The organism is Facilibium subflavum, from assembly GCF_003574485.1.
GTDB lineage: Bacteria > Pseudomonadota > Gammaproteobacteria > Francisellales > Francisellaceae > Facilibium > Facilibium subflavum.
In genome coordinates this window covers 1-13460 of record NZ_KZ984698.1, presented here as the reverse complement: position 1 = coordinate 13460, position 13460 = coordinate 1, and the positions used below count along the sequence as shown (strand labels likewise).

Sequence of the window (13460 nt, the reverse complement as noted above, 5' to 3'; positions counted from 1 at the left end):
TTAAACTAGCCAAAATTTGTAAATCAACATATGAAATGGCAAGAAATAAACTACCCCAGGGCCAGTTTGAGGCCGATATTATTGCAATGTCTCATGAAGGTCGTGGGATTGCAAGAATTGATGGAAAAACGGTTTTTATCCCTTATGCTTTAGAGGGTGAAAAAGTTAAGTTTGAATATCGTTTTCGTAAAAAAAATTATGATGAAGGACGTTTAGTTGAGGTTGTTGCGCCTTCTAAAAAAAGGGTGTCAGCACCTTGTGCTTATTTTAGTTATTGTGGTGGGTGCTCTTTTCAGCATTTATCTCCTGAGGATCAATTAACATTCAAGCAAAAAACGCTGCTTAGTCATTTCTCGCACTTTGGTAATGGGCTGCAACCTGGTATGTTATTGCCAGCCTTATCAAGTAAGCCAGCTGAAGGTTATCGAACGAAAGCGCGTTTAGGCGTGCGATATGTGCATAAAAAACAAAAAGTACTGGTCGGTTTTCGTGAGGTAGATGGGCGCTTTTTAGCCGATATTGATCATTGTGAGGTATTGCACCCAAGTGTGGGTAAATCATTGGTGGCATTACAGGATTTGGTTGCCTCTTTATCCATTTACAAAGAAATTCCACAGATTGAAGTTGCTGTTGATGATGTTCGTACTGCGCTAATCATTCGCCATATGGCTGAATTAAACCAAACAGATTTGCAGAAGTTAGCCGAATTTGCACAGCAGCAACAAGTATGGATTTATTTACAGTCAAAGGGGCCTGAAACTATTAAACGTTTCTACCCGGATGCCAGTTATGAACCAACACAAATGTACTATAGCATCGATGATAATATCAATATTTACTTTGAACCTAATGACTTCACACAGATCAATCGAAAGATGAACCAGAAAATGCTAAAACATGCTTTAGACCTTTTGTCTCTAAAACAAGATGATGTGGTGCTAGATTTGTTCTGTGGGCTGGGTAACTTTAGTTTGCCGTTGGCAAAACGAGCAAAAAGAGTGATTGGGGTAGAAGGTGATCATGCGATGACACAACGTGCTGCAATCAATGCAAAGAAGAATAATCTGGAAAATATAGCATTTTATGCTGCGGATTTATTTGAGGATTTTGCACAATCAGACTGGTTGAGAGAAAACCAGTTTGATAAATTGCTGCTTGATCCGCCACGCGCTGGTGCTGAAAATGTATGTAAAAAAATGCATTTAATCGAGCCAAAGCGTATTGTATATGTTTCTTGTGATCCGGCAACATTAGCGCGTGATGCAGGGATCCTGGTTAATGAAAAAGGCTATAAACTGGTTTCTGCTGGGGTGATGGATATGTTTCCACACACCACACATGTTGAATCAATAGCTGTTTTTGATAAGTGTTAGATGAGTTTGCTTGACAATTTGTAATGGTTCAGACAACTTGTCAAGAAGGCGTGTAAGTCTTAATAAAATGATATCTGCTAAGATTTTGATATCAATCACGATAAAATAAAGCACGATAAAATAAAGAAGGTGAAATAAATAATGGATATTGAAGTATCAATACAAACGTTGCTGACAGATGATATTGATATCGATGCACAGTATGCAATTATTGAGCAAGTGAATAAACGCGTACTTGAAAAAGAAACGCTTTATATGCTGGCAAAAACATTTTTGCAATATAGCCTAAAGGTGGAAAACCCTTTTGAAAATACACTTGATATCGTAGGCACAGGTGGAGATGGTTTGCAAACCTTAAACTACTCAACCTTAAGTGCGCTGGTTGTTCATCATTTAGGTGGGAAAATTGCCAAACATGGTAATCGTTCGGCAACATCCAGGTGTGGTAGTTTTGACTTTTTGCAACAATTAAATTTTGAGATTCCTGAAACACCTGAAGCGGCATATAGTCAGTTAAAACAAACGGGATTTACCTGTTTGTTTGCCCCTTATTTTCATCCGGTATTTGCAAAAGTTGCTGAGGTTCGTAAGCGCTTTGCTGAAGAGGGTAAGCGCACTTTTTTTAATATTTTAGGCCCCTTACTTAACCCCGCACGTGTCAAACGCATACTTGTTGGTGTATATGATGAAGCTTTGTTGTCGCCTTTTGCTTATGCATTAGAAAATCTGGGAGCTAGCCACGCCTATATTGTTTTTGGTGATGGTATGGATGAGTTTTCTGTGTGCGGTATTAATAAGGTTATACAAATTCATCAAGGCACACGCAATGAGTTTACTCTACATCCAGAACAATTAGGCTTTATGCGAAGCAAAGTCGAGTATTTAAATGCAGGGGATGCTTTTTGTAATGTGAATGAGTCCAAAGCCATATTGACTAATGAGCTTTTGGGACCAAAGCAGGACACATTGATTCTCAATGCAGCAGCGGCCTTACATATTTCACGTGGTTTTGAAGGAACCTTATTAGAGATGGTTGAAGAAATTAAAACCAATTTAACCAATAACGCATTTGCGGATTTACTGCAAAGAGAGGGGTAGATAATACTACGCAGCTTTATGCTTTAGATTCGTTTAATATAAGCTGCAGTGGTAATCCTGGTAATATAATAGGTATCAAGTTAATTGAATCTAATTTTGATTGAGGTGTTCTGCGATGATTCGCTTGATCACTTCTCCGGCAATCGTCAAACCAAATAATGCAGGCATATAGCTAATTGTACCATTTACGGCACGATCACGGCCTTGACCAGGCACGGGTTCAGGCGGAAGTGGCGCGATTGGTTTTTCTGTAGAAAAAACAGCTAACACACCTTTTTTTACCTTTTGGCGTCTTAGACGAATACGCATTACACGTGCAAGTTTGCATATGCTTGTTTTATAAATATCCGCCACTTGAATGCGCGTTGGGTCTATTTTTCCCCCAGCACCCATGCTTGATATTACCTTATAACCTTTTTCATGTGCGCTGCGAACAAAAGCAACTTTACATGACAAACTATCAATGGCATCAATTACAAAATCATAGGGTTTGTTGAATACCGTTGACATATCATCTGGCCGGATAAATTCATCGATGATATTGACCTTGCATTCTGGATTGATATCCAAAATTCGTGTTTTCATGATCTGAGCTTTCTTTTGACCTATATTGGAGTTAAGCGCAACAAGTTGTCGGTTTAAATTAGATGCTGAGACGACATCATGATCAATCAAAGTGATCTGTCCAATGCCAGTGCGTGCCAAAGCTTCAGCAGCAAAAGAGCCGACACCACCGACACCAGCAAGGAGAATATGTGATTTTTTTAAAGCAGCAAGACCTGTATCATTAACTAAAATAGATGTGCGTTCAAATAAACCTGTATGTTTCATTTTTTGTCATTACGTTTGTGTTATAAAGTTGGCATAGTATTGCATAAAAAATTCAGCTAGGCTATATTTCAGTCAGTCAAAAATGAAATTTCATTTATGCTTTGTGTAACGTTCCTAAAATATTCGTGCTTTTGCAGCCGGTAATAGCGCATAAATCAAGTCGAATATTGTTATCAAAGCAGTAAGAAAACCATGCAAAGCACAGTGCTTCAATCCATTGAGGATCGATATTAAAAGCTTCTTTAATAGAGACGATTTTAATACCGGGTAAGTTTTTTTGCAGTCGTTGTCGCAGGAATATATTTTGGCTGCCACCGCCACAGACATAGATAATTTTTGTATCTCCCTGTATAGAGAGAACTGCCTGGGCAACTGTTTTGGCGGTTAGTTCATAAAGTGTTGTTTGGACATCGCAGGCAGCGTCTTTTTTTGATAAAAAAGGCTCAAGCCACTTAAGGTTAAAGTATTCGCGTCCTGTGCTTTTAGGTGGCAATTTTTGAAAATACGCATCTGCTAAAAGTTTCTCTAGCAGTGTGGGTATAATCTGTCCTGATTGGCCCCATTTGCCATTTTGATCAAAATACTTTCCATGGTGTTTTAATATCCATTGATCAAGCAATGTATTGGCAGGGCCTGTATCAAAACCGATAGGGGGCTTATCAGGATGAAGGCAGGTAATGTTTGCAATACCACCTAAGTTTAATATAACACTTGGGATCTGGCTGGCAAAAAAAGCCTGATGAAAAGCAGGCGCTAATGGTGCGCCTTGGCCGCCATTAGCAATGTCTTTGCTGCGAAAATCATTGATGGTATCAATGCCTGTTTTTTCTGCGATGACAGCACCTTTGCCCAGTTGCAGTGTATAAAAAGAAGGAGCAGTGGGGGCGTGGAAGATTGTCTGGCCATGACAGCCAATGGCCTTAATATTCTGTTTGCTGATATGTGATGTCGTCAGTAGTTCGTTAATACACTTAGCATAATAGAAACCAAGTTGATAGTCGATAGCGCCAAGTGTATCAAGCGATGTTGAATAATTGTTCTGATAAATAGCGTGAATTTGAGATTTGATTTTTTGAGGGTAAGGAAATGCTTGTTGTGCTATAAGCGTAAATGTATTATTTGAAAAGTGCGCAACAACACAATCAATGCCGTCCATGCTGGTGCCTGACATAACCCCAATATAGTAATGCTTGTTCATGGGTTATCCTCTATTGGATCATGCGGATCTGTTTTTGTTGTTTTTGATGTTGATATGCATTGACAGCGGGTAAAATCAACATTGTCAATAACCCAATAAGCGCAATAAAAAATAGTAATTGCAACCATAGTGGAAAAGCGATCATCAACTCCCATGCATGGGTGAGGCCTGGTTTTGTCTGTGTACTGTTTGGTGGGATAAAGCGGGCTGAGACCATTGAAATAGAGATTAAATAAAAAAGCTCGATAATATAGAGCATCCCATATTGTTTATAGCGGCGTATTTTTTGATATTTTAAGGCTAAAAAAGCACTTACTTTTGCATCATTGTCACTATGTATTGTTGATAGCAAGGTCTTCATCCAGAAAAAAGCTAAAATAACCGCATAAACCAAAAAAAGAATCATGTTATTGCGTCCATTTGTTACTGGTTTTCTCAATCAAATTTGCTAATTTTTTTTGGTTGTTTGCCAACGCTGAATCTTTAGGGGCTAAAGGCAGATATGCACCACCGCTTAAGGCGATTTTTCCTTGATGGTTGATATAAATAATGGCAGGTACCGCATTAATAAGGCCTTTTAAAGCCATAATGTTTTGGTTGAGCTTTTCTATCTGCTGATCACTTGGATCATTGATAGGCGTAATGCCGCCTTCATCTGTTTCATAGTTAAAATTCGATTCATTTTGCTTTAATGCCAAAATTGGGTCATCGGCATTTAAAATAGCAATGGCTTTGGTTGGACTTGATGGTTTGATGATTCCGACAACAACCCATCTAACAGCGAGTTGGCCATTTTCAATTGCCTGTTGTGAAGCATCAAAAAGCGCGTGGCAGAACTTGCAGTTTGGATCAATAATGGCATAAAACTTATGTGGTGCATTTGCGCTGCCTTGTTCGATATAATTGACTTTTTGTAATGCTGGAGTGAACTTTTGTAATACGGCAGTATCCGTAGCAGGTTTTGTTGTTTCTGTAGATTTTGTAATCAAGTAAAAAGCACTTACGACAACAATAACCACAATTACTAAAAGTAGTAGGCGATTTTTCATTGTTTATACCAGTCAGTTAGGTTGAACTAAGTTTAAGGGTAAGTAATTTTAAAGCATTTTACCAGTGATTTATGCCTTGGGGCTTTTTTGCGACAGGTGTTTGATTAATCGATGCTTTAGCCATTGTATTTTCACACGATTAATAATTTTATCTCCTTTTAAGTCGGTGACATAAAAATGATCTTCAACACGTGTTCCAGCAGTATGAATGCGCGCACGAACCACCTGTAACTGTAGCGTGTCAAAAAGATAACAAAGCTCAGCTAAAAGGCCAGGGCGGTCAGCTGTTTTAATGATGATTTTCGTATAGCTTTTTCCTTTTGGTGTATGAATTTCCACTTGCGTTTTAATTCGTTGCTGTTCAGCTTTTTCCCTTGATTTTTTTATTGGGCAAAGAAAATTTTGCTGATTATTTTCCAGGTTTTCTTGCATCTTATGCGTGATGCGATTCAAGGTGACGGGATCTTTAAGGCTTTGATAGTGTAAGTCTGTAATAACAAAGTAATAAAGCATCCTGTGGTGATTGATTTTAAAAAAACTTGCCTCGTGAATGTTAAGTCCTTGTTCAGAGATCAGGTAGGTAATAAGGCATAAAGGAGATTGATGCGTATTTGCAATAACAATAAGCATGGTTTGGTTTAATGTTTCATGATAACGACTAAACACATTAAAACGATCATCCGGTGATTGGATTAAAATGTCACTTTGCCATTGAAGGCTTTCAATAGACTGCTCGGTAAAATAGCGTGCTGGTAAGCTTTGCCAAATTTGTTGCAATCTTTGTTTCTGACTCTGTGCCTTGTTTTGAGAAAGCTTTTTTTGAATCGAAATGATTTGTTCTTTTATGCTTGTTCTGCCATGTTTTTTTAATACCTGTGAGACATTTTGATAAAAGTTGGTAATAAGCGTTTGCTGCCAGTTACTCCATAAACTTGTGTTTGTGGCTTTTATATCAGCGACAGTTAGTATAAGTAGGCTATCCAGATAATATTGTGTATGTACAAAATTGGCAAACTGTTGTGTGATCTCAGGGTCAAAGATATCTTGTGTTTTTGTTGATCTTGATAATGCAAGGTGATGTTTAACTAACCAGCAGATTAAATGTGTTTCATCAGACTTAAGCTGCCATTTATCTGCATAGCTTTTTACAACCCTGGCACCATATTTTGCATGATCAATGCCACAACCTTTTCCAATGTCATGAAAAAGACCTGCAATATAAATTAACCAGAATGCTGGATGATTTTGTGCACATTGGTGCAATAGTGGAAAACTTTCCTGGTATTTTCCTTGAGAGATTTCCTGTAAGTTGTGAATAAGCTCAATAGTATGGCGATCAACAGTATATTGATGATATAGGTCAAACTGCATTTGGCCTTTTGCATGCGAAAATTCAGGAATGATTGACTGTAAAACTCCCAGATCAGTCAGTAAACTGAAAATTGTTTTAAGTGCATGTGTCTGTCTTAAAAGGTCCAAAAAGTCTTTATTAACCTTACTGGATTTATAGATCTCTTTGCTGCTTTTTTGCTGAACAAGCTTTTGGATGTTGCGTAGGATGTCTGCACTGAGTGTTAACCTTTCTTTATATTGCCCCAGTTTTTTAAAAGGAGATAGCAGATGCTTAAGTTCATTGGGATAATTTTTATCTTGATTACATAATACGCCTGCTTTTATATAGAATTGCTGATCAATGGTGGCTACAGCGCCTGGATCCAGTTGTTGTGAGAGGCTTGACAGAATAATCCGATTAATCAGCTTAACATGACGGATCGTTTGGTAATAACGTTGCATAAAGTGCTCAATGCGTATATTAACGCTTACATCCTTTTCGCCAAAGAATTGTGCAATGTCATCTTGTATGTTTAAAAGCATACGGTTCTCCTGACGGCCATGCAGGATGTGCAAATAAAAACGGATTGCAGATAAAAATCGGTGTGCTTTTTTAAACTGATATAATTCATCTGGCGTGATATAGCCTTTTTGTACGAGTTGCTCTATTGAGGCATTTGGATAGGTGTAACGAAATACCCAGTAAACGGTGTGTAGATAACGCAGATTCCCTGTGGTTTGCTTTAAATCAGGTTGTTGGTTAATAGGATACAGCTTGTCTCTTTGAATTTGCTCTTGGTGTTTTTGTTGGAGAAATTCTTTTGCACTGGGTGATTTAAGGTTATGTAGTTGCTGACAAAGTTGTTTGTAAATACGGTGATTACCGCAGATAAATCTTGCATCGATCAAAGCCGTCAATAAATGGGTATCTTTTTGAGCTTGTTTCATGATATGCCCAAGTGTTTGGGTGAGATAGCCAATTTTGATGGGTAAGCTTTGTAATAGATCTAAGTAATCAAAGAAGCTTTTTGTGTGAAAGCTTTGTTCATCTGCTGCAAGAAACAGTAAATCAATATCTGAAAAAAGCGCTCTTTCTTTGCGACCGTAACCGCCAATGGCAATCACGCTAATAACATCAATATCTGGCCAGAAGCGTTGAATAAGTGTGTCGATATATCGGTTGTTTAGCAGCAATATTTTATAGATGGCGTGTTTTTTCTTGAGAAATTTTTGGCTGAGCCGTTCACAAAGTTGTTGAAATTGTTGTTTGATGTTTTCTTTTTGTGTATTGATATCAGTTTGCGTAAGCTTTGCTGGGAGGTTTTGTTTTGTGTCCATCACATTATAACCCATGACCAATAAGCATGCATCAAAGTGTGACCAATAAAAGGGTAGATAAATCCAGCCAGTGCAATGCAGGGGCCAAAAGGAATCATCCTTTGTTGTTGTCGTTTTTGAAGGCTTAGTAAAAGTGCGTATAAAATGCCAATAATACTACTTGTCAATATAACAAAAGGGATCGCGCCTATACCAAACCATGCACCAATAGCTGCCATAAGCTTAAAATCACCATAGCCTAATCCTTCCTTTTTGGTGACAAGTTTAAATCCCCAATAAAAAAACCACAGGATAGCATAACCAATAATCACACCTAAAATTGCACTAGATGGTGTTGTAAAGGTATTAAAAATATTAATAAAAAGCCCAATCCATAACAAAAGTAGTGTGATTTGATCAGGAAGGAAAAGATGTTTTAAGTCAATGACACTTAAGGCGACTAGAAAGAAAAACAGCAAGCACAACAATAAACTGCTTATATTAATGCCTAAATATCCACAAATAAGTGTTGGTATAATGGCACACAAAAGCTCCACAACAGGGTATTGGTAGGAGATACGGTGTTGGCAAAAAGCACACTTTCCCTTAAGGGTGAGATAACTTACCACAGGGATGTTATGCCAGGGCTTTAGTTTTACCTGGCAATATGGGCAGCGTGAGTGACGAGTGATATTTTCTTTTTTTTCTGTTTTTTGAGGGGATATAGTTAATATTTCATGGGCTTGTTGTTTTAACTGCTGCATTAATATAGCAGGTGCACGCATAATAATGACGTTTAGAAAACTACCGATACACAGACCCAGTATGAAAACAAGTGTAAGCGTTAGGCTATTGATAGGTAATAATGTCATTATTTCTTTTTATCCCTTTTATCATTTAATGGTGTAAGGGGGAAGGCTTGCGGTCATTGTCTATTTTAACAAAAGTGATTTGTGCTTTTGCAGTTAAGTAGTTTTCGCCTTTGTTTGTTGTCACAAATACATGCACATCAAAGCGAATAGAGGTTTTACCAACCCTGTTCAATTTGGCATAAACATCTACAAGGCTGTGTGCAAAAATAGGCTTAAGAAACTCAACATTATCTACTGATCTTGTCACCACGCGTGCATGGCAGTATTGTATGGCAGCAATACTTGCACCAATGTCGATCTGGCTTAAAAGCCATCCGCCAAAGATTGAGCCACCGCTGTTGGAATCTGCGGGCATTGGTACGACTCTTAAGACTAAATCACCATAGTTATCTTTTGGTTTTAAAATAGAGGTATTATCTTGCATAAACTTTCCCTAAATAATGTGATAATTGTCAATTATGACTTTCATCATGCATTTTTTCCACTGAAAAACAAAAATTATATCCTGTAACATTTTTGTAACATAATGTTGCTATACTTAAACCACCTTATGGTTTGTATGACGAGAAATGCCCTTGAAACGCTACGGTGATAACAACTTTCAGCGACTTGTTTTGTCAGTTTCAATGTTAACGCTTGTCATTTTTATTCTGTTACTTGTAAGCTTAGTTGTTTTTAGCTGGCCAAGCATCCAAAAATTTGGCATAAGTTTTTTATGGCGCGATCAATGAAATCCAGTAACGGAGTCATTTGGTGCTTATTCAGTGATCGTTGGGACACTGGTGACATCCATTTTAGCACTTATTATTGCAATCCCATTTAGCCTTGGCATTGCTTTATTAATTGATGAGTTGCTGCCAAGGAAAACAGGTCGGATATTAGCACGTGTCATTGAGCTTATGGCAGGTATTCCAAGTATTGTTTATGGTATTTGGGGGCTTTTTGTTCTGCTGCCTTGGGTTAAAGTCATTCAAGCAAAACTTATGCCAGTCTCTCAAGCCTGGCAGGCTAAATTTGATTTACTTACCCAGCAAGGCTCATTCTGGGCGCATTTTGAACCTTTTGTGATGTTTTTTGTTAGAAGTCTACCAACAGGCAGCAGTGTGTTTGCTGCCAGTATTATTCTTGCAGTAATGGTGATTCCTTTGACTTCATCCATTATGCGTGATGTAATCGGTTCGGTGCCGGAAATAACCAAGGAAGCGGCCTTTGGTACGGGCGCAACACGCTGGGAAGTTACAAAAAAAATTATTTTCCCGTTTGCCGCACCTGGTTTAATTGGTGCTATTATTTTGGGGTTTGGCCGGGCTTTAGGTGAAACAATGGCCGTGACTTTTGTGATTGGTAATGTCCATAGTTTGCAAGGTTTATTTATGCCAAGTGCAACGATTTCTTCAGCCATTGCGAATGAATTTAATGAGGCCTTAGGCGTGATTTATCCGGCAGCCTTGGTAGAGACAGGGCTTATTTTATTTTTAATTACGCTTGTCGTATTGGTGATATCGCGGGTGATTCTAAAACGTTATAAAGCAAAAGGATAAGCGACGATGGAAATTGGTAAAATCTCAACTGCGCGTAAGTTTAAAGCAAATCTTTTTGTTGTTTTGTGTTGGCTTGCAGCTATTATCAGTGTGCTTGTGCTCTGCAATGTCCTGTATGAATTAATTATACGTGGTATTGGTGATTTAAATGCATATGTTTTCACACATGATACAAGGCAGCTTGGTTTGAGAAATGCGATTGTGGGCTCATTGATATTAACATTGGGGGCTATTATCGTTGCAGCACCTGTTGCCATTCTAACCGCAACTTTTTTCGTTGAGTTTCGTCAATTTCGCCGCACAATAAAAGTGCTTCGCTTTTTAAATGACATGATGTTAAGCACACCCTCAGTCATTGTCGGTTTGTTTATTTATACCCTTATCGTTGTTCATACAAGTTTTTCAGGCTATGCCGGGATGATTGCACTTGCTGTTATTGCAATGCCTATGATTACACGAGGTGCTGAGGATGTACTATATCTTGTCTCAGCAATGCTAAAAGAAGCCGCAATTGCTTTAGGTATCCCAAAATGGCGTGTCATTTTAATGATTGTTTATCGTTCAGCGAAAACCGGGCTAATCACAGCCGTTGTCTTAGCAACAGCCAGAGTGATGGGGGAAAGTGCACCATTATTATTTACTTCGGCAAAAAACAGCTTTTTAAGTATTAATTTATCTCAGGCTATCGAGACGCTACCGGTAATGATTTTTGAAAATGCCATGCAGCCTTATCCTGAGTTTCAAAAAGCCGCGTGGACAGCTGCACTGATTATTACGGTCCTGGTTTTGTTAATGAATTTAAGTGCGCGTTGGTTGGCAAAAGATAATAAATAGGTAAGATAGTAAAGGTGGAGTATGCAGATAATAAGGCACATGCCGACAAGTATATGCGAAGATGGTCAGTGGGCAAACGATGAAGGTGGTATCTTGAGCGTGGTAAGTCAACCATATTTTGAAGTCAGAAACTTAAGTTTTTACTATGGCAACAGTAAAACGCTACATAATATCAACACCAGGTTTGAAAAAAACAAGATTACCGCATTAATTGGGCCTTCTGGTTCTGGAAAGTCAACTTTACTTCGGGCATTAAATCGAATTTATGAACTATATCCCAAGCAAAAAGCAACAGGAGAAATTTTGCTAGAAGGTCAGAACCTGCTTGATAGATCTGTTGACCTTAATCAGCTTCGTAAGGAAATTGGTATGGTGTTTCAAAAGCCAACACCTTTTCCAATGAGTATTTATGAGAATATTGCTTTTGCTTTAAAGCTACACGAAAAACTGTCAAAATCACAGATAAAAGAGCGAGTCGAAGAAGCACTTGTTAAAGCGGCTTTATGGGATGAGGTGAAAGATAAGCTTTATCAACCTGGAACACGCTTATCAGGCGGGCAGCAGCAGCGTTTGTGTATTGCCAGAACCATCGCAATTAAGCCTGAGATTTTATTGCTTGATGAGCCAACCTCTGCCTTAGACCCCATTTCAACAAAGAAAATTGAGTCGCTTGTTATTGATCTGAAAAAGCAATATACGATAATTATGGTGACACATAATTTAAAACAAGCCGAGCGCTTATCAGATAATACGATGTTTATGGTAAATGGTGAATTGGTTGAGTATCAGGCAACTGTGGATTTCTTTAGTCAACCAAAGGATCCAAGAACATTAGATTATATTCGCAATGAATAAAAGGAGAAAAAATGCAACGGTTAAAAATTGTTAAGCAATTAGCAAAAGCTATGGCGGTCACTTCCCTTGTTGTTAGTGTCAGCGCTTGTAGTCAACAATCTGATAAATCAGATGGCAAGCCACAGGCTGTAACAACGACTATTATGGGGTCAGGGTCAAGTTTCATCTATCCGGCGATGTCTCGTTGGGCGAATAGTTATTATGAAAAGACTGGGGTTCAACTAAGCTATCAGCCTATTGGTTCAGGGGGTGGACAACGTCAAATATTTGCAGGAACGGTTAATTTTGCAGCATCTGATCAGCCGCTAACGACAAGGCAGCTGGAAAAATATGATTTAATACAATTTCCAGCAATTGTTGGTGGTATTGTGCCAGTTGTGAATATACCTGATGTTAAAGCAAATCAGTTGACATTGAGTGGACAGGTGCTTGCTGATATTTACCTTGGAAAGATTACCTACTGGGATGATGCTGCAATTAAAACGTTGAATCCAAATGTAAATCTACCCCATAAAGCGATTATTACTGTGCATCGTGCCGATGGTTCTGGTACGACTTATAATTTTGCAAAGTACTTGGCCAGCATCAGCCCAAATTGGCAAACAAAAGTTGGTGTGGATACTTCACTTCAATGGCCAAATGGTATTGGTGCAAAAGGTAATCAAGGGGTAGCAGCACAAGTTCAGCAAGTTGAAGATAGTATTGGGTATGTTGAATATGCCTATGCTAAGACAACAAAAATGACGACAGTAAAACTGATTAATGCTGCAGGCCAGGCAGTTGTTCCTGATTTATCAACTTTTGCTTCTGCTGCAGAATATGCAAATTACCAGCCAGAAAATAACTATAATTTAATTTTAGTGAACCAACCAGGGAAAAACAGTTGGCCAATTGTGGCAACAACCTTTGTGCTGTTGCCAGAAAAAGCAAGGGGTGATATGAATGCGCAGATTAAGCATTTCTTTCAGTTTGCTTACTCTCCCGCAGGCGATAAAATTGCTAGAAAACTAGATTACGTTGGTATTCCTGCCAAAGTTGTTACTGGTATCGAAAACTATTGGCAAAAGGCTAAATAACATGACTTTTATATCCGGTATATTATTCAGCTTGAAGATATTGTTTCGATAGCATACTACTTCCTAAGTTAATGGCACTAAGTT

Annotated in this window: 12 protein-coding genes and 1 pseudogene; 6 read left to right on the top strand and 7 right to left on the bottom strand. The window is 38.4% G+C overall.

Translation table 11 applies throughout. The features are described from left to right. Positions 1–35 precede the first annotated feature (35 nt). Positions 36–1373, top strand: a complete 1338-nt coding sequence (rlmD, locus tag DNK84_RS00110; RefSeq protein WP_119342574.1) for a 23S rRNA (uracil(1939)-C(5))-methyltransferase RlmD — start codon at positions 36–38, stop codon at positions 1371–1373. 141 nt (positions 1374–1514) lie between these two features. After that, on the top strand, positions 1515–2471 hold the full coding sequence (gene trpD, locus DNK84_RS00105) for an anthranilate phosphoribosyltransferase (RefSeq protein WP_119342556.1): 957 nt from the start codon (positions 1515–1517) through the stop codon (positions 2469–2471). Positions 2472–2561: 90 nt separating this feature from the next. Here the strand turns inward: trpD and DNK84_RS00100 are convergent, their stop codons facing one another. From DNK84_RS00100 to DNK84_RS00070, 7 genes are all read right to left on the bottom strand, one after another. Further along, on the bottom strand, positions 2562–3302 hold the full coding sequence (locus DNK84_RS00100; RefSeq protein ID WP_119342555.1) for a tRNA threonylcarbamoyladenosine dehydratase: 741 nt from the start codon (positions 3300–3302) through the stop codon (positions 2562–2564). Between the two features lie 94 nt (positions 3303–3396). Beyond that, positions 3397–4500 (bottom strand): anhydro-N-acetylmuramic acid kinase, encoded by a 1104-nt coding sequence (locus DNK84_RS00095; RefSeq protein WP_119342554.1) that lies wholly within the window; start codon positions 4498–4500, stop codon positions 3397–3399. A 10-nt stretch (positions 4501–4510) separates the two neighbouring features. Beyond that, the gene (locus DNK84_RS00090; RefSeq protein WP_119342553.1) at positions 4511–4906 is read right to left on the bottom strand and encodes a hypothetical protein; all 396 of its coding nucleotides are present in this window, start codon (positions 4904–4906) and stop codon (positions 4511–4513) included. 1 nt (position 4907) lies between these two features. After that, positions 4908–5549 carry a hypothetical protein gene (locus DNK84_RS00085; RefSeq protein WP_119342552.1) on the bottom strand — a complete coding sequence of 214 codons (642 nt, stop codon included), beginning with the start codon at positions 5547–5549 and terminating at the stop codon, positions 4908–4910. A 69-nt stretch (positions 5550–5618) separates the two neighbouring features. Beyond that, entirely contained in the window at positions 5619–8219 is a 2601-nt protein-coding gene (gene glnD, locus DNK84_RS00080; RefSeq protein WP_162902110.1) for a [protein-PII] uridylyltransferase, read from the bottom strand. Continuing rightward, entirely contained in the window at positions 8219–9070 is an 852-nt protein-coding gene (locus DNK84_RS00075; protein WP_119342550.1) for a prepilin peptidase, read from the bottom strand. Before DNK84_RS00075 ends, glnD begins: the two co-directional genes overlap by 1 nt. Before the next feature lie 25 nt (positions 9071–9095). Next, the gene (locus DNK84_RS00070; RefSeq protein ID WP_119342549.1) at positions 9096–9494 is read right to left on the bottom strand and encodes an acyl-CoA thioesterase; all 399 of its coding nucleotides are present in this window, start codon (positions 9492–9494) and stop codon (positions 9096–9098) included. A 322-nt stretch (positions 9495–9816) separates the two neighbouring features. Between DNK84_RS00070 and pstC the strand changes: the two are divergent. The 4 genes and pseudogenes from pstC to pstS all read left to right on the top strand — a co-directional run. After that, a pseudogene (gene pstC / locus DNK84_RS00065) lies at positions 9817–10611 on the top strand (phosphate ABC transporter permease subunit PstC); the annotation flags it as partial. A 6-nt stretch (positions 10612–10617) separates the two neighbouring features. Then, a complete protein-coding gene (gene pstA / locus DNK84_RS00060; protein ID WP_119342547.1) occupies positions 10618–11445 on the top strand; it encodes a phosphate ABC transporter permease PstA in 828 nt (275 codons plus the stop codon). Positions 11446–11466: 21 nt separating this feature from the next. Then, positions 11467–12300 (top strand): phosphate ABC transporter ATP-binding protein PstB, encoded by an 834-nt coding sequence (gene pstB / locus DNK84_RS00055; protein ID WP_235826779.1) that lies wholly within the window; start codon positions 11467–11469, stop codon positions 12298–12300. 11 nt (positions 12301–12311) lie between these two features. Beyond that, a complete protein-coding gene (gene pstS, locus DNK84_RS00050; RefSeq protein ID WP_119342545.1) occupies positions 12312–13376 on the top strand; it encodes a phosphate ABC transporter substrate-binding protein PstS in 1065 nt (354 codons plus the stop codon). Positions 13377–13460: the final 84 nt, after the last annotated feature.

Excerpts from the sequence above, each read along its gene's own strand:
- rlmD (WP_119342574.1), top strand. The coding sequence starts at position 36 with ATGGCAAGAAATAAACTACCCCAGGGCCAGTTTGAGGCCGATATTATT.
- glnD (WP_162902110.1), bottom strand. The coding sequence starts at position 8,219 with ATGGACACAAAACAAAACCTCCCAGCAAAGCTTACGCAAACTGATATC.
- pstA (WP_119342547.1), top strand. The coding sequence starts at position 10,618 with ATGGAAATTGGTAAAATCTCAACTGCGCGTAAGTTTAAAGCAAATCTT.
- pstB (WP_235826779.1), top strand. The coding sequence starts at position 11,467 with ATGCAGATAATAAGGCACATGCCGACAAGTATATGCGAAGATGGTCAG.
- pstS (WP_119342545.1), top strand. The coding sequence starts at position 12,312 with ATGCAACGGTTAAAAATTGTTAAGCAATTAGCAAAAGCTATGGCGGTC.
- DNK84_RS00100 (WP_119342555.1), bottom strand. The coding sequence starts at position 3,302 with ATGAAACATACAGGTTTATTTGAACGCACATCTATTTTAGTTAATGAT.
- DNK84_RS00090 (WP_119342553.1), bottom strand. The coding sequence starts at position 4,906 with ATGATTCTTTTTTTGGTTTATGCGGTTATTTTAGCTTTTTTCTGGATG.
- DNK84_RS00070 (WP_119342549.1), bottom strand. The coding sequence starts at position 9,494 with ATGCAAGATAATACCTCTATTTTAAAACCAAAAGATAACTATGGTGAT.
- DNK84_RS00095 (WP_119342554.1), bottom strand. The coding sequence starts at position 4,500 with ATGAACAAGCATTACTATATTGGGGTTATGTCAGGCACCAGCATGGAC.
- trpD (WP_119342556.1), top strand. The coding sequence starts at position 1,515 with ATGGATATTGAAGTATCAATACAAACGTTGCTGACAGATGATATTGAT.
- DNK84_RS00085 (WP_119342552.1), bottom strand. The coding sequence starts at position 5,549 with ATGAAAAATCGCCTACTACTTTTAGTAATTGTGGTTATTGTTGTCGTA.
- DNK84_RS00075 (WP_119342550.1), bottom strand. The coding sequence starts at position 9,070 with ATGACATTATTACCTATCAATAGCCTAACGCTTACACTTGTTTTCATA.